Consider the following 25,364-nt stretch of genomic DNA (forward strand, 5'->3'; position numbering starts at 1 on the left):
AGGCCTTTATTCCGGCCACATGCTTTGATGGACAAGATGCTAGGGCGCTGCCGCGCTCGTGAAAAATGCTTTATTTTGTCCAGCTCATGTCTTTTTGTTATGGATAGGTAAGCCCATGAACCTTCGTCAGCTCGAAGCCTTTCGCGCAGTGATCCTGGGGCAGACGGTGACCCGCGCCGCCGAGATGCTGCACATTTCCCAGCCCGCCGCGACCCGGCTGATCGCCAGCCTGGAAGAAGACATCGGCTTCAGCCTGTTCGACCGGATCAAGGGGCGGCTGCAACCCACCGCCGAAGCCATGACGCTTTATCAGGAGGTGCAGCGGTCGCTGCTGGGCGTGGAACGCATCGCGCGGACCGCACAGGACATCCGCAACCTCAAGCGCGGATCGCTGCACATCGCCTGCGCGCCGGCCATGGGCTTGTCGTTCCTGCCACGGGCCATCGCCGCGTTCATGGCCGAGCATGACCAGGTGCAGGTTTCCCTGGTGGTGCAATCCTCGCGGGAAGTCGTGGACCTGGTGGTGGGCCAGCGTTGCGACCTGGGCTTGATCGTCCTGCCCAACACCTACCCGAGTCCCCGCGCTGAAAAACTGCTGGCGACACGGATGCTCTGCGCCCTTCCCGCTGGCCATCGTCTGACGGATCGCCGGATGATCGTGCCGCAAGACCTGCACGGTGAGCGGTTCATCTCCTATCCGCAGTCCATTGGTTCTCGCCAGCACATCGACGCGATCTTCGCCGCACACGGCGTGGAACGTGAATTGCGCCTGGAGACGCAGCTTTCCCAGCCCATGTGCACGTTCGTCGAGCAAGGCCTGGGCGTTGCGTTGGTGGACGCCATCAGCGCGGTCGAATACCGGGGCAACGGCATCGTCTTCCGCGCCTTCGAGCCGGCGATTGAAATGGACTTCAGCATGTTGCTGCCGATTCAGGGACCCTTGTCGAAATTGCAGGCGTGCTTTCTGGAACACATGCAGCGATTCATCGAGGCGCAGGTGCCGGCGGCGTATCGGTTTTAGCTGGTTCAACGGATCCATTGGGCAAAATCAGTGAAGACTTGATGGATCACTTGACCAAAACTGAACTGCCGCAAAACCCGTGGCGAGGGAGCTTGCTGCCGATGGCCTGCGAAGCAAGCCCCTTAATGGAATCAAGGTAAAGCTCATTCGCCGTTTTGCGGCTGCTATGTAGCCGAGTGGGAGCAAGCTCCCCCGCCACGGGTTTTGTATAGGCTCGACTATAGGGACGTGTCTCTGCCCCGCCTCAATCCGTCGTGCTCGCCGCCAGCACCCCCAGCGTGCGACGCTCGGGGTTCCAGATACTCAGGCACCAAACGCCCCACCATTCCATGCCATCGTCGAAATAATCACTCCAGGGGTCCCGGGCCGGGTCGGGCTCGTCGCTGGCCAACCCGTTGAAGTTGAAATTATCGACCCAGTCCACCACCACCACGCGGGCATCCGGTGCAAGCCCCAACAGGTCAAGCCATTCCTTGAACAGCGCCTGGGGCGTGTCGTCAACGAAGCGAGTGCCATAGGGTGGCTCGCAGAACGCGTCGTACAAAGCGAAGGATTCCGGGTTTCGCCCGGTCTTTTCAACACGCACCAGTTGAAGGATCTCATCGCGCCCTAGCGCTCTGGGCCGGGCTTTGGCCAAGTCCCAGTTCATGTTTGGAGGCGGGACGTCGGCAACGGACGGATCCACGACCAACTGACGGTGCTGTTCGAGCCATTGAGCCTTGATGTGCTGGAACAGCCGGTCTACCGCCTGGCCATGCAGCGCTTGGTCGACGGTATCAACCGCCTCGGGCGCGAAGACCAGGAAATCAAACGCGCAACCGGCTTTCTCCATCCGCTGGCGCAACGCATCACTGGCCGACTGTTCAACGATCCTCAACATGACGAGCTCCGCTAACCCTTGACGCACACCACTTGACGCAGTGTATGCAGCACTTCGACAAGTTCACGTTGTGCATGCATTACCTTTTCTATGTCTTTGTAAGCCATGGGGATTTCATCTATCACGGCGACGTCCTTGCGGCACTCCACATGGGCGGTGGCGCGCACTTGGTCGTCGACGGTGAAACGCTTTTTCGCTTCGGTGCGGCTCATGACCCGACCGGCCCCGTGGCTGCACGAACAGAACGATTGCTCGTTGCCCAGGCCCCGGACGATGAAACTTTTGGCGCCCATCGAGCCGGGAATAATGCCCAGTTCGCCTTTTTGCGCCGATACCGCGCCTTTGCGGGTCACCAGCACCTCGCGTCCGAAGTGTCGCTCCCTCTGCACATAGTTGTGATGGCAGTTCACCGCTTCCAGAGCCACATCGAACGGTTTGCTGATCACCTGTCGCGTGGCCTGTATCACGGCGTCCATCATCAACGCCCGGTTCTGCCGGGCGAAATCCTGGGCCCAGCCCACCGCTTCGACGTAGTCATCGAAATGCCGGCTGCCTTCTTCAAAATAGGCCAGGTCTCGATCCGGCAGATTGGCGAGGTGTTGGCGCATGTCGGCCTGGGCCAGCTGGATGAACAGGTTGCCGATGGCGTTGCCCACGCCCCGGGAGCCACTGTGCAACATGAACCAGACCCGATTGGCCTCATCCAGGCACACCTCGATGAAATGATTACCGCTGCCCAGGGTCCCGAGGTGCTGGCGATTGTTGGTGCGGGCCAGCTTCGGGTATTTGTCGGTAATCGCCTTGAACCGCGCGGCCAGCGCGGACCACGCCTGGTCCGCGTGCCGTGGGACGTTGCTCCAGGCGCCTTTGTCGCGCCCGCCATGGCTGAGGCTGCGGCCATGGGGCACGGCTTTTTCAATGGCGCTACGCAGGGCGTGGAGGTTGTCGGGCAGATCGGCGGCATCCAGTGAAGTACGGGCCGCAATCATGCCGCAACCGATGTCCACCCCCACCGCAGCGGGAATGATTGCCCCCACGGTCGGGATCACGCTGCCTATGGTCGAGCCCTTGCCGAGGTGGACATCGGGCATCACCGCCAAGTGCTTGAAGATAAACGGCATCTTCGCGGTGTTCATCAATTGCTGTCGGGCCTCGGGCTCCACCGGGACGCCCTGGGTCCAGAGCTTGATGGGCTTGCCGTTGGCGACTTCCAGCAGATCGTAGGTATTTTCTTGCATGACCGGAGCACTGTCTGTAGGCGAACCGGCTTGATTGCCGGTTCATGATTTTCGACACCGGCCATGAACGCAGATTCAGGTGCGGTCTGTCGAATGCGATTGCGTGACGGGATGTGGCGAGCCTGCCTCGAGGCTGTGGCGATACTCGCTGGGCGTCTGGTTCATCTCAACGCGAAAGTGCCGATTGAAGTTGGACAGGTTGTTGTAACCGACTTCAAAGCAGATGTCCGTCACCGCCATTTCGCTCTGCGACAGCAACCGGCAGGCGCGCTGGACCCGGAGCTTGCGCGTCAGGTCGATGAACCCGTGCCCGGTGATGCGTTTGAAGAACCGAGAGAACCCGGGCTCGCTCATGCCCAGTTGCTGGGCGATCTCTGACACTCTCAGGTCGCCTGTGAGTTCGGCTTGCAGGTATTCGAACGCTTTTTGGATGCGCTCCGAGCTGCGCGCGTCAAGGACCGGCGCATAGCAAGGACTGGCCAGGCATGAGGCCTCGCCGTCGCCGGCATGGCCAAGGGTGTCGAGCAGTTCGAGAAACAGCGCCAGTCGCGCCAGCCCCCTTGCCGGGCCGATCGCTTCGAGCAGTTGCGCGGCACGGCGCGCAGTGCCGCCGCTAAAGGCCAGGCCACGTCTGGCCCGCTCGAACAATCGCTGCAGATCCCCCAGTTCAGGTAAGGTCCGGCGCAACGACAACAGCGTGGCACCGTCGAACTGCAACACCACGTCGCGCCCGACCAACTGCTCCCCGGGTGCGACATCGCCGATCCAGTCGTGAGGCAAATCCGGCCCGATCATCGCCACATGGCCTGGCCCGAAAGGGCCCATGTAGTCACCGACCAGCAACCTGCCGCTGCCCTGGCGGATCAGGTGGATTTCAAACTCCGGATGATGGTTCCAGCGTGCCAGCGGATAGGGATAATCGTGTTCGTACCAGCGAAAACTGTGCTCGGGCTCGGTCAGGATGACTTCCAGCTCGGCAGGCCGGTGATCGTACAGCAGCGTTCGGTGGTCAGGCATGTCGCGCCTCTTTCTCGTTATTGCGGGCACCTTACGCCGAGTCCCTAGGGCCTCGCCAGCGTCGTCGCGATCGCGCACCGATACTTTTTTAACACGGGCGCTGGGGTAGTCGATCGCGTTAAAAAAGTATCAGTTTTCAGCCCCACTGGCGTTTGTCGGCTTCCGCCCGCGCTGCTGTAATCGGTCTGCCCCTAACAATGACAGGACTTCCCCATGAAACGACTGGAAGGAAAAAGCGCCCTGGTGACCGGCGCCGCCCGCGGCATCGGACGCACGTTTGCCCAGGCCTATATCAACGAAGGCGCGACGGTGGCGATTGCCGATATCGACCTCGAGCGTGCCAAAGCCACCGCCACTGAACTGGGCGACAGCGCCTTTGCAGTCAAGATGGACGTGACTGACCAGGCGTCAATCGATGGCGCCATCGACGCAGTCGTGGCCCGTGCGGGCAAGCTAGATATTCTGATCAACAACGCGGCCTTGTTCGACCTCGCGCCCGTCGTCGAAATCACGCGCCAGAGCTACGAACGGCTGTTTTCCATCAATGTCGCCGGCACGTTGTTCACCTTGCAGGCCGCCGCTCGGCAGATGATCAGCCAGGGCCACGGCGGCAAGATCATCAACATGGCAAGCCAGGCCGGCCGGCGCGGCGAGGCTCTGGTGGCGGTCTATTGTGCCTCCAAGGCTGCCGTGATCAGCCTGACCCAGTCCGCCGGGCTGGACTTGATCAAGCACCGGATCAACGTCAACGCCATCGCCCCTGGCGTGGTGGACGGCGAACATTGGGACGGCGTCGACGCGCTGTTCGCGCGCCATGAGAATCTGCCGTTGGGAGAAAAGAAGCGGCTGGTCGGGCAACAGGTCCCGTATGGCCGGATGGGCACGGCCCAGGATCTCGTCGGCATGGCGATTTTCCTGGCGTCGGCGGAAAGCGAATACGTGGTGGCACAGACCTACAACGTTGACGGAGGCAACTGGATGAGCTGACGCGCTGGAAGTTTTATGGCCTTGAGACGACGAAAATGGACCTAATCGCCTGAAAATTGATCCGACTATTTGAGGATCGTCCCAAACGGTACCAAACGGTGCCGTTGAAAGGGATTTGAAGAGAGCGTGAATACCGTTGCCCCAGCGGGGCAAAAATTGCGCATCATAGGCGCCGTCCGCTCAAGGGAGATTTACATGCGTGCCATTTTTTCCGTCATGCGTCTTGCCGCGCTGTCGCTGGGACTGGCGTTTGCCACCAGCGCCGCAGCCACCGAGGAGACGCAACTGGTCGAGTCCATCAACCTCTACCGCAGCCAGTCCCAAAGCTGCGCGGGCCAGGCGTCCCTGGAATTGCCACCGCTGGCGATGGATTCGCGGTTGATCCTGTCGGCCAATGGCATTGGCGATCTGCAACAGGCGTTGGCGCGAGCAGCCTACCCGATGGTCAATGTGCAGGCCATCAGCCTGTCCGGGCCGCGCGACGCCCAAGCGGCAATGAAGGCTGTACAGGAAAGCTTCTGCCAAGTTGTGCTGGACCCACAATTTGTCGATATCGGCGTCAGTCGCCTGGACCGTGAGTGGCGCATCGTGCTCGCCCGCCCGCTGTTATCGGCGCGCCTGGGTGATTGGCAGGCCGAAGGGCAGAAATTGCTCAAACTGATCAACAGCGCCCGCGCACAGCCGCGCCGCTGCGGCACCGATGCGTTCAGCGCCACGACGCCGCTGGCCTGGAACGCCACGCTGGCCCTGGCCGCTGTCAATCACACCCGGGCCATGGCCAACAACAATTTCTTCGATCACAAGGACCGTGACGGACGCATGCCGGGCGATCGCGCTGAATTGGCGGGTTACCTGGGCCAGGCCATCGGCGAAAACATCGCCGCCGGCCAGGACACCGCGCTGAAGGTAGTGGACGGCTGGCTGGCAAGTCCGGGGCACTGCGCCAACCTGATGAATCCGCAATATCGCGAACTGGGCGCCGGGTATGCGGTGGACCCGAAGAGCGATGCGGGGATCTATTGGACGGCGATGTTTGGCACTCAGTAATTGTATTGATCGACCTTGCGCCTTCGCGAGCAGGCTCGCTCCCACATGGATTGCGGTTTTCCCCTGTGGAAGCGAGCCTGCTCGCGAAGGCCGCGCATCGGCCCTCATTGCAGCCGCAATACCTGCCGCACATGCCCCATGAACTGGCTCAACGACGGTGACGGGGCTACTGGCTTGCGCTGCAGCAGGCCAATCGAACGTTTTGCCGGTTGATCGATGCCGGTGACGGCGCATTGCTCGCCGATGTTGAACACCGCCGTGCAACTGGCCGGCAACAGCGAAAATCCCAGCCCTTCCCGCACCAAGGCCGTGGCGGTGCTCATATGCGCCACTTCCCAGGCGGGCAACGGATCGACATTCAGGTAACGCAACGCAGCGTCAGCCAACGGCCGGATACTGGTGTCCGGCGTCAGGGCGATATAAGGCTGCTGCGTCCAATCGCGTTGATGATCCTTGTGGCTCAGCAGCACAAGGTTGTCATCCAACAGGCGCTCGAAGCTCAAGCCAGACAGGTCGTCCGGCAGTGAACTGATGCCGGCATCCACCTCGCCACGCTGCACCCAGCCCATGATTTCCCCCGCTCGGCCATCCAGCAGATGCACGTTCACGCCCGGATGCTCACGCTGGAAAGAAGCGATGACCACCGGCAGGAACGACGCGGCAGCGGTCGGCAACGCTGCGAGCCTGAGCGTGCCCCGGCTCAAGCTGAGGGTGTCGCGGGCGTCGCGCACGGCATCGTCCATGTCCCGAAGCATGCGCCGGGCCTGGGGCAGGAAATGCTCGCCGGCCGGGGTCAGCTCGACGCTGCGGGTGTTTCGCGCGAGCAATTGCAGGCCCATGCTCTCTTCGAGTTTGCGGATGCTGTAGCTCAGCGCCGGCTGGGACAGGTGCAGCTGTTCGGCGGTGCGGGTAAAGCTGGACGTTTCAGCGATCAGGATAAACGCACGCAGCTGGCGGAAGGATACGTTCATGGCCCGATCATAAAATTATTGGATCAATTGATTCTACCTTTAAAATTCACAGAACAATCCAGCCTCTCCACTATGGGGCCACCCTTCAGTGGAAAACGGACATGACAAAAACAATTCTCGTCGGGTGTGGCGCCGGTTTCGCCAATGACCGGCCTGACGCGGCCCTGCGACTGGCCCAGGACCTGGCACAACGCAGCGGCCAGCGGTACATCATGCTCGAGCTGCTGGCGGAGCGGACCCTGGCCGAAGCGCAACTGCGCAAGCGCCTCGATCCACAGGCCGGTTATTCCGCCCGGTTGTTCGATTTTCTCGAGCCCATGCTGGACCTTTGCATCGAAGCCGGGATCCCGATCATCACCAACGGCGGCGCCGCCAACCCGAGGGCGGCCGCCCAGCGACTGCGCGGTGCATTGGCCGGTCGTTTCCCTGGGCTGAAAATTGCCTGCGTGCTCGGCGACGACCTGCTTGAAGAAACACCGCCGCGCTATGAGCGATGGCTGTCGTCCGATACTCAACAGCCTGTCTCCGTGAACGTCTACACCGGCGCCGACGGTATCGTCCAGGCGTTGACCGACGGTGCCGGCATCGTTCTTTGTGGCCGTGTCGCCGACCCTTCGCTGGCGGTAGGCGCGATTCGTCATGGGTTGGGTTGGAGCGCCGACGATTGGCAGAAAATCGCCGTCGCCACGGCGGCCGGCCATCTGTTGGAGTGCTGTACCCAGGTCACCGGCGGTTATTTTGCTCATCCCGGGATGAAAGACATTCCAGACCCGGTCAATCTCGGTTGTCCGATCGCCGAAATCCACGAGGACGGCCGCTTGATCCTGGGCAAGACCCGCCACAGCGGCGGCCGGGTCAGCGAGCAGACCGTGAAGGAGCAGCTTCTTTACGAAGTCCACGACCCTCGCCGCTACCTGACGCCGGATGTTGTACTGGATCTGGGCGAAGCACGCGTGCAGGACCTGGGCGACGACCGTGTGGAGATCAGCGGCCTGCTCGGCCATCCGCGTCCTGACACGCTCAAAGGATTGGCGGGCGTGCGTGGCCTCTGGTTCGGCGAGGCGGAAATATCCTATGCCGGCCCCGGCGCCGTGGCGCGTGCGGCATTGGCGCGAGAAATCCTGCTGGAGCGTTTCGACCGGTTGGCGCCAGGCGTACAGCCCTGGATCGATCTTTCCGGCGTCGCCAGCCTGTTCAACGACCAGGGCGGTCGCTATCTGCAAAAGCAACTCGCCCAGGCACCAGCCCTCGAAGATGTGCGCGTGCGCATCGGCCTGACCCACACCGACCGGTCGTTGCTCGAAGTGCTGTTGGCCGAGGTGGAATCGCTCTACACCAACGGGCCAGCCGGCGGCGGTGGCGTTCGGCGACACCTCGTCGAGGCCGTCACCACTCGCAGTTTCCTGCTGCCGCGCGGTGAAATCCATACAACCCTGGAGTGGTACTGATGAACCTCGTCACGCTCGCCGATTTTGCCCACGCCCGTGCCGGCGACAAAGGCAACATTCTCAGCATCGCGGTGTTTCCCCATGACGCGGCCCACTACGCCTGGTTGCTGCGGGAGCTGACCTGCGAACGGGTGGCCGAGCAATTCGCCACGCGGCGGCCTTCCATGGTGCATCGCTATGAACTGCCGAACCTCAATGCACTGAATTTTGTCCTTGAAGACGCCCTGGAGGGCGGCGTGAACCGCAGTTGCGGCCTGGACCGCCACGGCAAGAGCTTGAGCTATCTGCTGTTGGCCCTGCACCTGCCAGGCCCGGGAGACTGATCGATCCTTCGCCCGCCCGAACCATCCGACAAGAATAAAAAGAGAGGCTGCAACATGATTACAACCCTGGGTTTTTTGATGATGCTTGCCATCATCGGACTGATATTGCTGCGCAGGATCAGCCCGGTGGTGGCGTTCACCACCCTCCCCGTGATCGTTTGTCTGCTCGCGGGGTTCAATCTCGGGCAGATCGGCGAATTCATCAAGGCGGGCCTGATCACGGTTGCGCCGACTGCCGCGCTCTTCCTGTTTGCCATCCTGTTCTTTGGCATCATGCGTGACCGGGGGTTGTTCGATCCCCTGGTCAACCTGCTGATCCGCAGCACGGGCGGCAAACCCCTGGCTGTGGCGTTAGTGACCGTATTGGTGACGTCGGTGGTGCACCTGGATGGCGTTGGCGCCGCCACGTTCCTGCTGACTATCCCGGCGCTGCTGCCCTTGTACAAACGCTTGAACATGAGCCCGGCGATGTTGCTGTGTCTGGTGGGCACCACGGCGGGCGTCATCAATATGGTGCCTTGGGGCGGCACGACCGCCCGCGCCGCCGCGGTGTCGGGCCTGGACGCCACCGAGCTGTGGCTGGGCTTGCTGCCGGTGCAGATGGTGGGCCTGGTGTGCATGCTTGGGGTGGCGACGATATTGGGTATGCGCGCGCAGCGTCGCCAACCGATGTCGCTGGGGGCGGCCGCAACGTGTGATGTAGACGGTCTGCAAACCCAGGATCGCGAATTCAGTCTTTCTCCCCGGGAGCCGCGCTACTGGCTGAACGTGGCCCTGACCGGTGGCATTCTGGTGTGCCTGTTCACCGGTATTTTCCCTTTGTATGCGTGTTTCATGGTGGGACTGGGCATCGCCCTGCCGCTGAATTTCCCATCCCTGGACGCCCAGGCCGAACGCCTCAAGGCTCATGCATCCGATGCACTGCAGATGGTCCTGGTGATGATGGCTGCCGCCGTCCTGCTGGGCGTGCTCTCCGGCGCGAAGATGTCCGACGGCATGGCCTTGGCGCTGATCGATATCCTGCCCGCGGGTTCTGCCCAATACCTGCACGTGATCGTCGGTTTCTTCGGCGTGCCCCTGGGCATGATTTTTTCGCCGGACGCCTATTATTTCGCCCTGCTACCGGTGATCAGGGACGTGGCCGCCGCGGCCGGCGTTCCCCTCGAAGCGGTCGCCCGGGCCATGTTGATCGGCGAGAACACCGGGTTCTCCATCAGCCCGGTGGTGCCCAGCGTCTACCTGGCGCTTGCGCTGTCCGGCGTCGAACTGCGCAAGCACATGGCCTATACGTTTTTCTGGGCCTGGGGCGTCAGCCTGGTGATGCTCGCTTTCGCCGTGGCAACCGGCGCGGTACAGGTCTGAGCTTCAAGGGTGGGTCTGGAAGATCAACGACCGATGCACCCCGGAGCCCGCCCTCACCCCATCACCAACGGCCAGCGCGACCGAGCCGAACGGCATCGCCGCGTCGCCACAAGCAAACACCCCGGGAATGCTGGTTTCTCGGGTCATCGGGTCGGCCTGGATGAACGCCCCGAGCGGGCCTTCTTCAAAGTTGCAACCCAGGGATCTGGCGAGGGAACTGGCAACGCGGGTATGCGGCAAGACAAACAGGCCTTCAATGGCGATCACTCGCCCGTCCGCCAACACCACATTGGCCCGATCGCCTTCAATACGTTCGACACGTTCCGGCACCAAGGTCACACCGCGTTGCGCCAGGCTGTCCTGTTGCTCACGGTCAGGCTCGAACACACCATTGGTGAAAAACGTCGTCGGGCCCCAGTCGGGCAGCATCAAGGCATGGTGCAGCGACATCGGCGACGTCGCCAGCACACCAATCGGCCTCCGCTCCAATTCATAGCCATGACAGTACGGACAATGGAAAACGTTTTTTCCCCAACGCTCCCTCAATCCTGGCACATCGGGCAACTCATCGATCACGCCGGTGGCGAGCAACAGGCGTTTGGCACTGTAGCGTTGTCCCCGGGCCGTTTCGACGACGAAGCCGTCCGCGTCGCGGGTGGCGTGGATCGCGCTATCCGACAGCCATTCCACGGTCGGGTAAGCCATGAGTTGGGCACGGGCGTCACTGGCAATGTCACCCGGGGCGCGGCCGTCCTGTCCTAGGAAACCATGGGAAGTCGCTGCAAACCGGTTGCGGCGCTGGTCGGCGTCGATTACCAGCACCTTTTGACGGGCGCGGGCCAATTGGAGGCCAGCGGACAGGCCGGCGTAGCTGCCGCCAGCGATGATGATGTCGTGTTCCATGGGGCGATCTCCGTTTTCCGAAGGCGTGGGATTTTCTCGAAACATCGTATGTTTCTTGAAAAGCGCCTGTCAATGGTCTCGTAACTTTTGCGATTACAGGCGATACTCCGCGCAGATTTACCTTCGGATCCGCCCATGAGAAACGACACCCGCCTATCGCGCATGCTGCACGTCTTGATTCATATGGATCGCCACCAGCAATCGGCGACCTCCGACACCCTCGCCCAGATGCTGGGTACCAACCCGGTCGTGGTACGCCGAACCATGGCGTTGCTCAAGGAACGGGGTTACGTCACTTCGGAGAAAGGCCATCGCGGTGGATGGAGCCTGGCTAAACCGTTGACGGAGATGACGCTGCTGGACATTCATCAGGCGTTGGGCAGCACGTCGATTTTCGCCATCGGTCTGTCCACTGATCATCCGCAATGCCTGGTTGAACAAGCGGTGAATGCGGCGCTGACGGATGCGTTCGATGAGGCCCAGGCGTTGTTGCTTGAGCGTCTGGGCAGTATCACGTTGGCCCAGTTGGCGGAGGATTTTGATACGCGGTTTCGGGACGAGCCCAAGGTCGAGCGTCACCTCTGATTCCTGGCGCACGCACATAAAAAAACGCCGCTCAATGAGCGGCGTTTTTTTTACCTGACCAGACAGCGTCCGGTTTACAGCGCCATGTCAGCCGCTGGATTGGATTCCCGAGCAGCAGCCGGCTGGGCCGGAGCTACAACGGTGCCAGCCTTGCCGATAGCCGGTGGCGGGTCCAGTAGCAGCACTTCGCTGGTGTAGGCCCATTCCTGCGCAACACGCTCAGGGCTTTCGTTCAGCTTGGTGCCGTAGCTCGGTACGATCTGGCGCAGTTTTTCCTGCCAGGCCGGGGTGGCGACTTTGTCCTTGAAGACTTTTTCAAGCACGGTCAGCATGATCGGCGCAGCGGTCGAGGCACCTGGCGAGGCGCCCAGCAGGCCGGCGATGCTGCTGTCCTGGGAAGCGACGACTTCAGTGCCGAGTTTCAGCACGCCGCCCTTCTCTTCGTCACGCTTGATGATCTGCACGCGCTGGCCGGCTTGCCACAGGCGCCAGTCTTCCTGCTTGGCGTCCGGGAAATATTCTTTCAGAGCATTGAAGCGGTCTTCGTCCGACAGCATCAGCTGGCCGGCGAGGTATTCCACCAGCGGGTACTGTTCGATACCGACCTTGGTCATCGGCCACACGTTGTGGGTCGTGGTGCTGGTCAGCAGGTCAAAGTACGAACCGTTCTTCAGGAACTTGGTGGAGAACGTCGCGAACGGGCCAAACAGGATCACGCGCTTGCCATCAAGCACGCGGGTGTCCAGGTGCGGCACCGACATCGGCGGCGCGCCAACCGAAGCCTTGCCGTAGGCCTTGGCCAGGTGCAGCTGAGCGATGGTCGGGTTTTCGGTCACAAGGAACGAACCACCCACCGGGAAACCGGCGTATTCACGGGCTTCTGGAATGTCAGCCTTCTGCAGCAGGTGCAGCGCGCCGCCACCGGCACCGATGAACACGAACTTGGCGTCGGTCTCGGTTTCGGTCCCGTCTTTGAGGTTCTTGTACGAAACGCGCCAGGTGCCGTCTTCGTTGCGGGTGATGTCTTCCACTTCGCTGGAAAGCTTGAGGGAGAAGTTCGGCTTGGATTGCAGGTGAGCTGCGAACTGACGGGTTATTTCGCCGAAGTTCACGTCGGTACCCAGCGGACTCCAGGTGGCCGCGACTTTCTGGCTCGGGTCACGCCCTTGCATCATCAGCGGAACCCATTTGCTGATCTGCGCCGGATCCTCGGAGTACTGCATGCCGGCGAACAGCGGGCTGGCCTGGAGCGCGTCGTAGCGCTTCTTCAGGAACGCGATGTTGTCATCACCCCAGACAAAGCTCATGTGCGGCGTGGAGTTGATGAACGAGCGCGGGTTCTTCAGCACACCGTTCTTGACCTGCCAGGACCAGAACTGACGGGAGATCTGGAACGCTTCGTTGATCTCGATGGCCTTGACGATCTCGACCTTACCGTTCTTGTCTTCCGGCGTGTAGTTCAGCTCGGCCAGCGCGGAGTGACCGGTACCGGCGTTGTTCCAGCCGTTGGAGCTTTCTTCGGCAACACCGTCCAGGCGCTCGACCATTTCCATGGTCCAGCCCGGCTCCAGCTCATTGAGCCAGACGCCGAGGGTCGAACTCATGATGCCGCCACCAATGAGCAAGACATCCACTTTTTTCGGCTCGGCGGCGTGCGTGGTCGCAAGACCCATCGCCATCGCCAGGCCCAATAGCGCCGTGTGTGTTTTCTTCAACATGTGTGTATCCCTAGGATGGAACGCCATTCCGTCCTCCGATTTCGTTCAAGCATCAACCACACCCCATTGCGGCAAGGCCGGCGGGCGGGTATCGAGTGGACTGGAGGATGGACCTACAGGGGCCGAGCATATCGGCCTCACATTTATGTCTCTCCGGCGCTGACTTCTTGTAGGTCTTGGCTTCAGCTGGGTGAGGGACACTGCAAAACGGTCTGGATCGGGCCCGGCGTGGCCGTGCCCGATTGTCGCAGCGGGGGGAGTTTACAGAATGAACCAAACAGACCGAAGCGTATTTTTACATTCCAGGCAAAAACGCCGACCAAATGGCGGCGTTTTAATGGCTCGGTTGCGTCCCGCAAATATCGCGGTTTCGCCAAATCAGAGGTACTTGAGGAGCGAGATATCGCGACGGCGTTGTTTCAAGGCGGCGAACCAACGTGTTGGAAAAAACAGCACGACGGCCAGCATAACGCTCCACAACCAGACCATTGGCAAGTGATCGAAGCCGAAATACGCGCCCTGGTTGGTTCCCCACAAGGCGACCGCAACCAGGTACATGGCCTTCAGCACGTAGAGGTGCAGCAAGTAGAAAAACATCGGCGCGCCGCCGTAGATCGCCAGTTTCGCGATGCTCCCCCGCTCCTGGGCTTTTTCGAACAGGGCCAGTAGGATCAAGCCCAGCCCCAGCGTCGGCATGAGAAACATCAACGACGGCGGATATTTCGTCGCACTCATGAAACTCATGAATGTGCGCAACCCATCCCCGGTCTGGACCCAGGGTTTATCACCGTAGACATTGACATAGCGGATCAACGCGAAGGCGATCAATAAGCCAAGGCCGACCATGAACAACCGCCGCAGGCGCACGGCGGGCTCCACGTCCTTGGCGAACCATGGCCCGATCCCCCAACCCAGCAGGATCACGCCGATCCATGGCAGCACCGGATAGGTGGTGCGGGCCCGGGTGAACTCGGTGATGTCGATGAACGCCCGCTGGTGAAGAATCGACCACGGCACGAAAAACGGTGAATCCGGCCCGAGCACGATACCGTCCAGCAGGTTGTGCCCAGCGACGATGACGACCCCAAGCACAATCAGCCAGCTGCGCTTGAAATGCAGCAGCGCCGCCAGGACGATCATGCAGATCCCGATGCACCAGATCACCTGCAACCACAGCGTCTTCGGCGGAAACTCGGCGTTCCACGCGAAACACACGAACGTCAGTTCCAGAAACACCAGGAACAGACCGCGCTTGAGCAGGAACACCGAGGTCTGGCCGGCGGTGTGTTTCTGGCTGTAGAGCCATGCCGACAAACCGGTAAGGAAGATGAACACCGGCGCGCACAGCGTGCTGAGCAAACGGGTGAAAAACAGGTCCGGGGTCACGCTCAGGGCATCGATCGGATCAGTGACCTGACGATGCAGAAGAAACGTTTCGCGCACATGGTCCACCAGCATCAACAACATGACGAATCCCCTCAGGGCGTCGATGGCGAGCAAGCGTGTGGCGGCTGTTGCGGTGGTGGATGCAAGGGTCGGCGCGATGACAGCGGCTGGGCTTGTCGCGCTTGGGGATAGACTCATGGCGGTACTCGGGCGGTCGTGGTCCGGACAAGGCAGATGAGAACACCTGCCAAATGAAAGCGGATAACATAACACGAATACCTGCAAATGCCTCGTTCTTGTGGGAGCGAGCCTGCTCGCCAAAGCGGCGTGTCAGCCCCATCATTTCCGTTGACCCAGCGGCCACGGGGATCTGTGTACGGCGGCCTATGCGAGCAACTGGCTCAACACCGCCCGCAACTTTCCAGGCTTGACCGGTTTGTTCAGCAGCGGCGCGTTCAGTTTGCGCAAGGCGCGGCGGCATTGGTCGCTGCGGTCGGCAGTGATGATCACGGCGGGAATCGCCCGCTGGAAATGCTCGCGCAGATGCCTGACCACCTCGCAGCCGACCACACCATGATCAAGGTGGAAATCCGCCAGGATCAGTTCCGGGGCACGGCCCCGCAGGACGTCGAGGGCAGCGGCTTGATCGGTGGCGGTCAGCACTTCACAACCCCACTGTTCCAGCAGCGCCGCCATGCTTTGCAGAATGCTCACTTCGTTATCGATGACCAACAGCCTTCGACCCGGCAGCGGATTGCCCGCCACTGGCTGGACCGGGACCTGGGACATGGGCAGCGGCCGCTCGGCCGACAGCGGCACGTCGATGCTGAACACCGAGCCGCGTCCCGGCCGCGAACGCACCTGCACCCGATAACCGAGGATATGGGCAATGCGTTCGACGATCGCCAGTCCCAGGCCCACGCCCTTGCGATCCGCCGCACGACCGACGTCCAGTTGGTTGAACTCCAGGAAGATCGACTCCAGGCAATCAGCGGCAATGCCTCGCCCCGTGTCCCAGACTTCCAGACGCAACCGCCCTCCCCGACGCCGAGCCGCCAGCAGGATGCCGCCCTGGTCGGTGTATCGGCAGGCGTTGCTGAGCAGGTTGCGCAGGATGCGAGTGATCAATCGCAGATCCGTCAGTACCGCGTCATCGGCAAACCGCACGCGCAATTCCAGGCCCGCGGCACCGGCCACCGATTGGAACTCGGACACCAGCGGCGCGAGTAGCTCATCCACTCGATAAGGCGCCAGGTCCGGCCGGACAGCAGCTTGATCCAGGCGGGAGATGTCCAGCAGGTCAGTGAGCAAATCCTCGGCGCCTTCGAGCGCCTGGTGGGTCCGCTCCACCAGTACGTGTTCCGGGGCGGGCAGTTGCCGCTCGCGCAACGTCGCAATCAGCAAGCGCGCGGCGTTGAGTGGTTGCAGCAGGTCATGGCTGGCGGCGGCCAGGTATTTGTCCTTGCTGCGGTTGGCCGCCTGGGCGGCGTCCCGGGCATCTCGCAGCTGTTGCTCGACCAGTTCGCGCTGGGCAATTTGCTGCTGCAGGTTGTGATTGGCCTCCAGCAACGCATCGGTGCGTTCGGCCACCCGTTGTTCCAGTTGATCATTGAGCTGCTGCAGGTGCCGTCGGGCCTGCTCCAGCTCATCGAGGCGCGCCGCCAGTTCAGGGTAGTGGCTTTTGCGCGTCGAGTGGTTGCCCAGCCCCAGCAGGCCTGCCAGGGCTTTTTGCTGCTCCTCAGAGGGCTTCGCCATAGACGACCTCGACATCCCGCTGGCTCGACTCTCGAGGGTTGGTGAGGATGCACGGATCGTCCATCGCATGTTGCGACAAGAATGGAATGTCCGACGTGCTGACGCCATGCAGTCCGAGGGTTTCATGGAAGCCGATGGTGTGCTTGAGGGCGATCAGGTGCTCCACCAACCGGGTGCGGATCTGCCGATGGTTGAGGCCCCGGCAATCGAGGCCCAGGGTCTCGGCAATCACTTTGAAACGCTCCGGTGCCGAGGTGTAGTTGAACGCCACCACATGTTCCACCAACACTGCGTTGCACAACCCATGGGGCAGATCGAGGAAGCCCCCCAGGCTGTGGGACATCGCATGCACGGCGCCGAGGATCGCATTGGAGAATGCCAACCCGGCCTGCATGCTGCCGAGCATGATCTTCTCCCGCAGGGCGACGTCCGCCGGGTTGGCGATCATCTGCACCAGGTTGTTGTTGATCAGCCGCATTGCCTCCAGGGCATGGGGATCGGTCAGCGGCCCGTGGCCCGTGGAGACGAACGCCTCGATGGCGTGCACCAGGGCGTCGATACCGGTACAGGCGGACAGGAACGGGTCCATGCTCAGGGTGGTTTCTGGGTCGATCAGCGACACGTCCGGCACCGCCGCCTTGCTGACGATGGAAAACTTCATGCGTTCCTGCTGGTTGGAAATGATGACGAACTGCGAGACGTCGGCCGAGGTGCCGGCGGTGGTGGGAATCAGGATCAGCGGCGGGCTGGGCACGTGCAGCGTATCCACGCCTTCGAATTCAAGGATGCTGCGGCCATGGGCAACCACGATCCCGATCGCCTTGCCACAGTCCATGGGGCTGCCGCCACCGACCGCGACGATGACGTCGCAATGGTTCTCGCGGTACGTCTCGGCACCGAGCATCACTTCCTCGACCCGTGGGTTGGGCGAGACGTCGCTGTAGAGGCAGTAATCGATGCCCTGGGCTTGCAGGCTGGCTTCGACATCGCCGACCCAACCGGCGGCGATGACCCCGGGATCAGTCACCACCAACACCTTGCGCGCGCCGAAGGTCTTGGCGTAGTTGCCGACGTTGTGCCGACATCCTGCGCCGAACATGATTTCAGGGGAAACGAACTTGCGCAGCGGGCTGAGGCTCATTTTTTCAGGGGGGCTCATCGGTAAGCCTGTTGTTATTGTCATGGGATACGTTGAGCCTAAAGCATCCCGCCATGAATGCAATCCGACCAATGGGGAGCCCGGCCCGAACGCATCAGGCCGGGCCGGCGCCTCATCGGTTGGCGAAGTACATCGTCACTTCAAAGCCGATACGCAGGTCGGTGTACGCGGGTTTAGTCCACATTGGTCTTTCCTCTTCTTGTACCGGGCGATTCCGGCAGGTTCATTAATGCACGGGGCGACCAGGGCTCGAATGCTACTTTCGAAGCAGTGGGTGGGGTGCGTTGGTACTACTGGAGCAGCGAGCACTTGTGGCGAGGGAGCTTGCTCCCGCTGGGCTGCGCAGCAGCCCCAAAATAGCAGCCACACAATCAATATGTGCATCAAGGAAAGGGCCGCTTCGCGGCCCAGCGGGAGCAAGCTCCCTCGCCACAGGGTCACTGCAACTGCCTTGTTATCTCCCAGGGTCAGAAGAACCCCAGCGGATTCACGTCATAGCTCACCAACAGATTCTTGGTCTGCTGGTAATGGTCGAGCATCATCTTGTGGGTTTCACGCCCGACGCCGGATTTCTTGTAGCCACCGAACGCCGCATGAGCCGGGTACAGGTGGTAGCAGTTGGTCCAGACCCGACCGGCCTTGATCGCCCGGCCCATGCGGTAGGCGCGGTTGATGTCGCGGGTCCAGAGGCCGGCACCGAGGCCGAACTCGGTGTCGTTGGCGATTGCCAGGGCTTCGGCTTCGTCCTTGAAAGTGGTCACGCCCACCACCGGCCCGAAGATCTCTTCTTGGAACACGCGCATCTTGTTGTGGCCCTTGAGCAGGGTCGGCTGGATGTAATAGCCGCTCGACAAGTCTCCTTCAAGGCATTCGGCCGCGCCGCCGGTAAGCAGTTCGGCGCCCTCTTGCCGGGCGATGTCCAGGTACGAAAGAATTTTGTCGTATTGCTGCTGGGACGCTTGGGCACCGACCATGGTCTCGGTGTCCAGCGGGTTGCCGCGCTTGATCTTGGCGATTTTCTTCATGACCTCGGCCATGAACGGCGCATAGATCGATTCCTGCACCAAGGCACGGGATGGGCAGGTGCAGACTTCGCCCTGGTTGAAGAACGCCAGCACCAGGCCTTCCGCCGCTTTCTCAATGAACGCCGGCTCGGCTTGCATGATGTCTTCGAAGAAGATATTCGGCGACTTGCCGCCCAGTTCCACGGTGGACGGGATGATGTTCTCGGCCGCGCATTTCATGATGTGCGAACCCACCGGTGTGGAGCCGGTGAAGGCAATCTTGGCGATGCGCTTGCTGGTGGCCAGGGCCTCACCGGCCTCGCGGCCAAAACCATGGACGATGTTCAACACGCCGGCCGGCAGCAGATCGGCGATCAGCTCGGCGAACACCGTGATCGACAGCGGCGTCTGCTCCGCCGGCTTGAGCACGATGCAGTTACCGGCGGCCAGGGCCGGGGCGAGTTTCCAGGCGGCCATCAGCAGCGGGAAATTCCACGGGATAATCTGCCCGACCACGCCCAGCGGCTCGTGGAAATGGTAGGCGGTGGTCAACTCGTTGATCTCGGCGGCCCCGCCCTCTTGCGCGCGAATGCAGCCGGCAAAGTAGCGAAAATGGTCGGCTGACAACGGTACGTCGGCGTTAAGGGTTTCGCGCACGGCCTTGCCGTTGTCCCAGGTCTCGCTGACCGCCAGGATTTCCAGGTGCTGTTCGATGCGGTCAGCGATTTTCAGCAGTATCAGGGAGCGGTCCTGGACCGACGTCTTGCCCCAGGCATCGGCGGCGGCATGGGCCGCGTCCAGGGCCTTGTCAATGTCGGCGGCGCTGGAGCGCGGAAACTCGCCGATGACTTCGCCATTGACCGGCGAAGTGTTGGTGAAATACTCGCCGTGGACCGGCGCGACGAACTCGCCGCCGATGAAATTGCCATAGCGCGGTTTGAAGGAAACGACGGCGCCTGGGGTTCCGGGTTGTGCGTAGATCATGATGGGCCTCTGCCTGGTCGATGCCTGTCGCGGGACAGGCGATAGGCCGATGGTAGAGAGCCCCGCGCGGTGGACGAATGCGTCATTGGCAGGGGGATCTCTCGTTATTTGGTCGTAGGTTTCAAGCAATAAGCGCAAGTTCAAGGCCGGCGCAGGCCCTTGTGGCGAGGGAGCTTGCTCCCGCTGGAGTGCGCAGCACTCCCCGCTTTTGGCGGCTGCTGCGCAGCCGAGCGGGAGCAAGCTCCCTCGCCACGGTTCTCGGCAACGTTTTAGCGCTTGGCGACAAGTTCCTTCGGCAACTTGAAGGTCCAGAGCATGCCGCCCTGGTTGAAGTCCTTCACGCGCTTGGCCACTTCACCGCCCCACAGCGGCACCGCACCGCCCCAACCCGAGACCACGGAGACGTACTGTTCGCCGTCCATTTCCCAGGTGATCGGCGAGCCCAGCACGCCCGAGCCGGTCTGGAATTCCCAGACCTTTTCCCCAGTCTTGGCGTTGAACGCCTGCAAGAAACCTTCAGGCGTACCGGTGAACACCAGATTGCCCTTGGTGGTAAGCACCCCGCCCCACAGCGGCGCGAAGTTCTTGTGGCGCCACACTTCCTTGCCGGTTTTCGGGTCTATGGCCCGCAGCACGCCGATGTAATCCTCGTTCAGCGGCTTGATGGTGAACCCAGCGCCGAGAAACGCCGCGCCTTTCTTGTAGGCGATGCCTTCGTTCCAGATGTCCATGCCCCACTCGTTGGATGGCACGTAGAACAGGCCGGTGTCCTGGTTGTAGGCCATCGGCATCCAGTTCTTCGCGCCGAGGAATGCCGGAGCGACGAAGACTGAGCTGCCCTTGGCCTCGCTGCCCGGCGCACCCGGACGGCTGGCCTCGTTGTAAATCGGACGGCCATCCTTGTCCAGGCCAGTGGCCCAGGTGATCTTGTCGACGAATGGGAAGCCGCGGATGAACTTGCCGTTGGTGCGGTCGAGCACGTAGAAGAAGCCGTTACGGTCGGCGGTCGCCGCCGCCTTGATGTCCTTGCCGCCGTCCTTGTAGTTGAACGAGATCAGCTCGTTGACGCCGTCATAGTCCCAACCGTCATGGGGCGTGCTCTGGAAGTGCCATTTGATGGTGCCATCGTCCGGGTTCAGGGCCAGGCGCGACGACGAATAAAGGTTGTCGCCAGGGCGCAGGTGGGAGTTCCACGGTGCCGGGTTGCCGGTGCCGAACAGCAGCAGGTTGGTCTCCGGGTCGTAGTAGCCGCCCAGCCAAGGCGCGGCGCCGCCGGTTTTCCAGAGATCGCCCGGCCAGGTCTTGCCCGCCTCGCCGCCGGAAATACCGTTCTCCACGGCCTTGCCGTCCTTGTAGACGTAGCCCATGTGGCCTTCAACGGTCGGCCGGGTCCACAGCAACGCGCCATTTTTCGGATCGAATGCGGTGATCTGGCCGACCACGCCGAATTCGCCCCCCGCCACGCCGGTGATGAGCTTGCCATTCACAACCATGGGCGCGGCGCTGATGGAATAGCCTTCCTTGTGGTCGGCGACCTTCTTGCTCCACACCACTTTGCCGGTGTCCTTGTTCAGGGCCACCAGCTTGGCGTCCAGCGTGCCGAAGAACACCAGGTCGCCATACAACGCCACGCCCCGGTTGATCACGTCGCAGCAAGGGCGGATGTCATCGGGCAAGCGCGCGTCGTATTGCCAGAGCTTCCTGCCGGTGCGCGCATCCACCGCAAACACCCGAGAGTAGGAGCCGGTGAGGTACATCACCCCGTCCTTGATCATGGGCTGGGCCTGTTGACCGCGCTGCTTTTCACCGCCGAAAGAGAACGCCCAGACCGGACGCAGGTCCTTGATGTTATCGACATTGAGGGCATCGAGCGGGCTGTAGCGCTGGCCCTGCACGCCCAGGCCGTTGGTCACGACCTGCTGCGGATTCTTCGGGTCCTGGAGAATTTCCTGATCGGTCACGGCGGCCAAGGCCGAGCCGGACAGCAGCATGGCACTGAGCAGCAGGCTTACGGCGAAGGGCTGGCGACGTGTGGGATGAATCATGGCGGCTACCTCTGCGGTTATTGTTATACCCGGGAAAATTTCCCGGTCTGTCGCAGATTCTTGGGCCGGGGGCCGCCGCCAACAATTGCCCGCTGTGTTGAGTTTTCTAGTTCCTTGGTACACATAGAGGTAAGCAAATACCCCGTGGCGAGGGAGCTTGCTCCCGCTGGGCTGCGCAGCAGCCCTTCTGTTGTCCCCCTGGTTATCAATGTTGACTGGCTATCTTAGGGCCGCTGCGCGCCCCAGCGGGAGCAAGCTCCCTCGCCACGGGGATGTGTGATCAGTCAGGGTTTCGGGTATCCACCCGCGTCATCCCCGCCCGCTCATAACGCGGGTATAGATGACTGACGCTGCGGATTAACTCATACCGGCTCAAGCTGATCCCGGCGAAGCGCTCGGGGATGGGGCTGCGGATCATTTCGGCCATGTCGTCGCCCCGGGCGGCGCCCTCGCGCATCAGTTGGTCGAGCCAGCCCAGGTAATCGTGCATCTGTGCGAAAGGCCGGGCGTCGATGGCCACCGGGCCGTGGCCGGGGACGATCTGCTTCCAGGGCAGCGCCTGCAGCGTATTCAGATCGTTGAGCCAGATATCCAGGCCGGGGCTGTTCGGGGTGGTCAGAGCCCGTTCATAAAACACCAAATCACCGGCAAACAGCACGCCGGTGGTTTCATCGAGGATCGCCAGGTCCGCCCCGGTGTGCCCGGCCAACGCAAGCAGGCGCAGCGAGTGATCGCCGACCTTCAGCGTACCGGGGCTCAGCGCCTGGGTCGGCAAAACCACTTCGGTGCCGCGCATCCAGTCGCCCACCAGCCGGTACATGTTTTCCGCCATCGCATCGCCCTGCTGTCGCAGCAGGTCGGCGGTACCCGCCAGCGCACCAACAGGCACGCCGTTGAAGGCCTGGTTGCCCAGCACATGATCGGGGTGATGGTGGGTCAGCAGCACCTGGATCACCGGTTTGTCCGTCGTCGCCCCGATGGCCTGGCGCAGCGCCTCGCCGTAACGCTTGGACGGGCCGGTGTCGATGACCACCACCCCGACGTCGGTGACGATGAACGCCGTGTTGACGATGTTGCCACCGTTGGCCTTGGCGAAATTATCCGTGCTGCCTTCCAGCAGCCAGGTGCCCTCGGCGATCTGCCGGGGCTTGAGGGAATAATCGGAGGACCACGCCGGCAGGCACAGTCCAAGACAGATCAGCAACAACCAGCGCATGGTGCGCTCCTTGTGGTCAGGGAATGGCCGCCTCGAATTCGTTGCCGCTGTTGTCTCGCAGCACCAGACGGGTCTGTCCCGGGCCTTGGATGTCGAAGCCCAGGTTGGGGTTTTCACTGACCGCCGGGAACAGCTCCAGGCGCGCCAGCAGCTTGCCGTCAGCGTCCAACAGTTGCGCCTGGTTGAGGAAAAACTCAGGGATGCCGCTCACCAGGCCGTTGTCCATGGGATGGGCTATCTGCAAGCGCAGGCGATTCGAGTCCCCACGCGGGTAGCGCCCGCCCAGCACTTCGCCCAGGTGTTCTTCCCAACCCGGTTGGGTGCGCACCACGCTGGGCGCCGTGCAACCACCACCGGCCGCGTCGATCAACGCCGAGCCAACGTGCCACAGGCCGTCGCGGGTCTGTACGGCGGCACGTAACGGCGTGGCCTGCTCGATACGAATGCGGATCGACAGCCACGGCAGCACCCGCTCCGAAGGTTGGAAGTCGACGATTTTCGGCAGTGGGTTGAGCTCGGCCCACGCCAGCACTCGTACGACATCGCCGGTGAACGCCCTGGCATCGATTTCCAGCGGCACCTGCCGCGCATCTTCGGCAAAAGGTGGCGCCAGCAGCCGCACCCGGTCGTCGAAAACGAACGGTGCGTCAGCCAGCAATTGTTTGTGATAGAAAGCCCACATCACCGATGGCACCGGATCCTTTCCCGGCTCGATTGCGCTCACCATCAATGGCAGCCAGCCCAACAGCAGCCCCAACACACGCCAGTTCATCCTGCGCTCCTATTGGTACATTTGCGGTACTTCGTAGCGCAGGCCATAGCGGGCATACACCGCCTTGAGGCTGCCGTCGCGAATCAAGCCTTCCAGCGCCTCCTCCACCGCATAGGCCAGCTGACGGTTGCTTTCATGCACCGCCATGCCGATCTCCCAGCGCTGCTTACCCATGTTCGGATAAGCGTTTTCAGCGAGGGCCAACTGCGAGTCGGCAGCCTGATGTACTTGCCAGTCGATCTCGCCGCGCATCGCCATGACCGCATCGACTTCGCCGGCCTGCATGGCCCCGAAGGCTTTGGCAACGCTGGGGTAATGGCGAGTCTTGGCACTGAGCATGCCGTTGAACACCGAGGTCAGGTAGAACGATGGCACGCTGTCGACTTCGACGCCGATGGGGTGCCGCTGGAACACCGCGACACTGCCCACCGACGCCAATCGACGGCGGTCATACGCCACCTGCCAGCACTCCTGCTGATATGGCCCGAACATCACGACCTGGGCGTTTTCCCGTTCGCCTATGTCGTTGCGCCGCTGCACATAGTCGTGATCGTACGGCACTCGCATCATCAGGTCGGCCAGTTGCCGGTCGTGCAGCGGACTGCTGCGCCATATGTAGTCGCGCAGGTCATCGTCGAGCTTCTCGCCAGGTGGCGCCCACATCAGTTTCAGCCGCACGCCCATGGCCTTGGCCAAGGCCTGGGCCAATTCAACGTCGACGCCCCTGGGCTGGCCCTGGTCTTCGAAACTGTAGGGGGCAAAGTCCTTGTAGACCGCGACCTTCAATTCGCCGTCGGCGATCATCTGGTCATAGCCGCGGACCTGCGCCTGCACCGCCGAGCCCCACAGCAACAGGCTGCACATCACCCAGGCGAACAGGCGCATGGCGGTCACTCCTCGACGTGTACGCTGTCCAGATAGGTCCGCACCGCCCACAGCGCTTCCTGGCTCAGGTAGTCGGCCATCTTCGGCATATAGACCCGGCCGTCGCGCACCGCGCCATGGCGCACCCGTTCGACGAACCATTCGTCACCGGCTTCGGCGGCATCGAGCATGCGCAAGTCCGGGGCGATCCCGCCGGACTTGGCTTCCAGGCCATGGCAGGCCGCGCAGTTCTGGTTGTACGCCGATGCGCCGATCTCAACGGCTTTGTCCCGTTCGGGAGCATTGCGATAGGGGTTTTGCGAAGCCCAGCCATCGGCATCCAACGGCAGATTGGTGTCCTTCACCGGGGTCAGTCCCTGGGTTTCCACTGCCTGGGGCACTACGTTGCCGTGGCTCCACGCGGAGCCTGCGCCGGTCAGCCCCATCAGCAATGCGGTAGCGATGATGGCGTTGCGTTTTGTTGTCATTGTTATGCCCTCGAAATTGCACGCAAGACCTCTTCGCAGAGGCCGTGCCGTCATCTTAGGAACCGTCTGCCGCCAACCGAATGCTGCTTTGGTGGTCGCGGTCTAGTTCCTTGGTAGCAGGCCATCCGACGCTAGTCGCAAAGACAGGCGCCCTGGGAAGTTTTCCCGGCGAGGGCGGGACTTTTTCCGTA

The 25,364-nt window shown here is 62.0% G+C and carries 23 protein-coding genes; 7 read left to right on the forward strand and 16 right to left on the reverse strand.

Annotation, left to right across the window (positions count from 1 at the left end; genetic code table 11):
• Window positions 1–115: 115 nt before the first annotated feature.
• Window positions 116–1,021: a LysR substrate-binding domain-containing protein gene (locus tag M1D68_RS12740; protein WP_420763910.1), complete on the forward strand. Its 906-nt coding sequence runs from the start codon at window positions 116–118 to the stop codon at window positions 1,019–1,021.
• Between the two features lie 244 nt (window positions 1,022–1,265).
• Here the strand turns inward: M1D68_RS12740 and M1D68_RS12745 are convergent, their stop codons facing one another.
• The 3 genes from M1D68_RS12745 to M1D68_RS12755 form a co-directional block, all read right to left on the reverse strand.
• On the reverse strand, window positions 1,266–1,901 hold the full coding sequence (locus M1D68_RS12745) for a hypothetical protein (RefSeq protein ID WP_457970641.1): 636 nt from the start codon (window positions 1,899–1,901) through the stop codon (window positions 1,266–1,268).
• Window positions 1,902–1,912: 11 nt separating this feature from the next.
• Window positions 1,913–3,139, reverse strand: coding sequence for an RtcB family protein (locus M1D68_RS12750; protein WP_457970643.1), 1,227 nt, complete (start codon window positions 3,137–3,139; stop codon window positions 1,913–1,915).
• Window positions 3,140–3,214: 75 nt separating this feature from the next.
• On the reverse strand, window positions 3,215–4,156 hold the full coding sequence (locus M1D68_RS12755) for an AraC family transcriptional regulator (RefSeq protein WP_420763907.1): 942 nt from the start codon (window positions 4,154–4,156) through the stop codon (window positions 3,215–3,217).
• A gap of 213 nt (window positions 4,157–4,369) precedes the next feature.
• Here M1D68_RS12755 and M1D68_RS12760 point away from each other — a divergent pair, with 213 nt between their 5' ends.
• Together M1D68_RS12760 and M1D68_RS12765 are read left to right on the forward strand one after the other, a co-directional pair.
• Window positions 4,370–5,143, forward strand: coding sequence for an L-iditol 2-dehydrogenase (locus M1D68_RS12760; RefSeq protein WP_434605761.1), 774 nt, complete (start codon window positions 4,370–4,372; stop codon window positions 5,141–5,143).
• A gap of 195 nt (window positions 5,144–5,338) precedes the next feature.
• Window positions 5,339–6,190 carry a CAP domain-containing protein gene (locus M1D68_RS12765; RefSeq protein ID WP_420763905.1) on the forward strand — a complete coding sequence of 284 codons (852 nt, stop codon included), beginning with the start codon at window positions 5,339–5,341 and terminating at the stop codon, window positions 6,188–6,190.
• Between the two features lie 104 nt (window positions 6,191–6,294).
• Here M1D68_RS12765 and M1D68_RS12770 read toward each other — a convergent pair whose 3' ends face one another.
• Window positions 6,295–7,161 carry a LysR family transcriptional regulator gene (locus tag M1D68_RS12770; protein WP_457970645.1) on the reverse strand — a complete coding sequence of 289 codons (867 nt, stop codon included), beginning with the start codon at window positions 7,159–7,161 and terminating at the stop codon, window positions 6,295–6,297.
• A 101-nt stretch (window positions 7,162–7,262) separates the two neighbouring features.
• On the opposite strand from M1D68_RS12770, the gene M1D68_RS12775 reads away from it, so the two are divergent.
• Genes M1D68_RS12775 through M1D68_RS12785 form a run of 3 tightly spaced genes read left to right on the forward strand, consistent with a single transcriptional unit; the run spans window position 7,263 to window position 10,294 of the window.
• Complete coding sequence (locus M1D68_RS12775) at window positions 7,263–8,609, forward strand: acyclic terpene utilization AtuA family protein (protein ID WP_420763903.1); 1,347 nt, start codon at window positions 7,263–7,265, stop codon at window positions 8,607–8,609.
• The gene (locus M1D68_RS12780) at window positions 8,609–8,932 is read left to right on the forward strand and encodes an AtuA-related protein (protein ID WP_420763902.1); all 324 of its coding nucleotides are present in this window, start codon (window positions 8,609–8,611) and stop codon (window positions 8,930–8,932) included. Before M1D68_RS12775 ends, M1D68_RS12780 begins: the two co-directional genes overlap by 1 nt.
• A 54-nt stretch (window positions 8,933–8,986) precedes the next feature.
• Window positions 8,987–10,294, forward strand: a complete 1,308-nt coding sequence (locus M1D68_RS12785) for a CitMHS family transporter (protein WP_434647449.1) — start codon at window positions 8,987–8,989, stop codon at window positions 10,292–10,294.
• Window positions 10,295–10,297: 3 nt separating this feature from the next.
• Here the strand turns inward: M1D68_RS12785 and M1D68_RS12790 are convergent, their stop codons facing one another.
• A complete protein-coding gene (locus tag M1D68_RS12790) occupies window positions 10,298–11,197 on the reverse strand; it encodes an NAD(P)/FAD-dependent oxidoreductase (RefSeq protein ID WP_457970648.1) in 900 nt (299 codons plus the stop codon).
• Window positions 11,198–11,332: 135 nt separating this feature from the next.
• On the opposite strand from M1D68_RS12790, the gene M1D68_RS12795 reads away from it, so the two are divergent.
• Window positions 11,333–11,782: an Rrf2 family transcriptional regulator gene (locus tag M1D68_RS12795; protein ID WP_457970650.1), complete on the forward strand. Its 450-nt coding sequence runs from the start codon at window positions 11,333–11,335 to the stop codon at window positions 11,780–11,782.
• A gap of 74 nt (window positions 11,783–11,856) precedes the next feature.
• On the opposite strand, the gene mqo is transcribed toward M1D68_RS12795, so the two are convergent.
• The 11 genes from mqo to pedF all read right to left on the reverse strand — a co-directional run bounded on the left by mqo (window position 11,857) and on the right by pedF (window position 25,173).
• Window positions 11,857–13,500, reverse strand: coding sequence for a malate dehydrogenase (quinone) (mqo, locus tag M1D68_RS12800; RefSeq protein ID WP_457970652.1), 1,644 nt, complete (start codon window positions 13,498–13,500; stop codon window positions 11,857–11,859).
• Between the two features lie 378 nt (window positions 13,501–13,878).
• Window positions 13,879–15,084, reverse strand: a complete 1,206-nt coding sequence (locus M1D68_RS12805) for a DUF1624 domain-containing protein (RefSeq protein WP_457970654.1) — start codon at window positions 15,082–15,084, stop codon at window positions 13,879–13,881.
• A gap of 186 nt (window positions 15,085–15,270) precedes the next feature.
• Window positions 15,271–16,641, reverse strand: coding sequence for an ATP-binding response regulator (locus M1D68_RS12810; protein ID WP_434558874.1), 1,371 nt, complete (start codon window positions 16,639–16,641; stop codon window positions 15,271–15,273).
• Window positions 16,625–17,782: an alcohol dehydrogenase-like regulatory protein ErcA gene (gene ercA / locus M1D68_RS12815; protein ID WP_434651123.1), complete on the reverse strand. Its 1,158-nt coding sequence runs from the start codon at window positions 17,780–17,782 to the stop codon at window positions 16,625–16,627. The genes M1D68_RS12810 and ercA overlap by 17 nt, the downstream gene beginning before the upstream one ends.
• A 130-nt stretch (window positions 17,783–17,912) precedes the next feature.
• A complete protein-coding gene (gene pqqA / locus M1D68_RS12820; RefSeq protein ID WP_003243383.1) occupies window positions 17,913–17,984 on the reverse strand; it encodes a pyrroloquinoline quinone precursor peptide PqqA in 72 nt (23 codons plus the stop codon).
• A gap of 283 nt (window positions 17,985–18,267) precedes the next feature.
• Window positions 18,268–19,788, reverse strand: a complete 1,521-nt coding sequence (gene exaC, locus M1D68_RS12825) for an acetaldehyde dehydrogenase ExaC (protein WP_457970656.1) — start codon at window positions 19,786–19,788, stop codon at window positions 18,268–18,270.
• A gap of 269 nt (window positions 19,789–20,057) precedes the next feature.
• A complete protein-coding gene (locus tag M1D68_RS12830; protein ID WP_457970658.1) occupies window positions 20,058–21,833 on the reverse strand; it encodes a PQQ-dependent methanol/ethanol family dehydrogenase in 1,776 nt (591 codons plus the stop codon).
• Window positions 21,834–22,113: 280 nt separating this feature from the next.
• Window positions 22,114–23,049, reverse strand: a complete 936-nt coding sequence (locus M1D68_RS12835; RefSeq protein ID WP_457970660.1) for a quinoprotein relay system zinc metallohydrolase 1 — start codon at window positions 23,047–23,049, stop codon at window positions 22,114–22,116.
• Window positions 23,050–23,065: 16 nt separating this feature from the next.
• Window positions 23,066–23,821, reverse strand: a complete 756-nt coding sequence (locus tag M1D68_RS12840) for a quinoprotein dehydrogenase-associated SoxYZ-like carrier (protein WP_434558882.1) — start codon at window positions 23,819–23,821, stop codon at window positions 23,066–23,068.
• 9 nt (window positions 23,822–23,830) lie between these two features.
• Window positions 23,831–24,706, reverse strand: a complete 876-nt coding sequence (locus M1D68_RS12845) for a substrate-binding periplasmic protein (protein WP_434605782.1) — start codon at window positions 24,704–24,706, stop codon at window positions 23,831–23,833.
• A 5-nt stretch (window positions 24,707–24,711) separates the two neighbouring features.
• Window positions 24,712–25,173, reverse strand: a complete 462-nt coding sequence (gene pedF, locus M1D68_RS12850; protein WP_457970662.1) for a cytochrome c-550 PedF — start codon at window positions 25,171–25,173, stop codon at window positions 24,712–24,714.
• Between the last annotated feature and the right edge of the window lie 191 nt (window positions 25,174–25,364).

It is taken from the genome of Pseudomonas sp. R4-84, assembly GCF_054130985.1.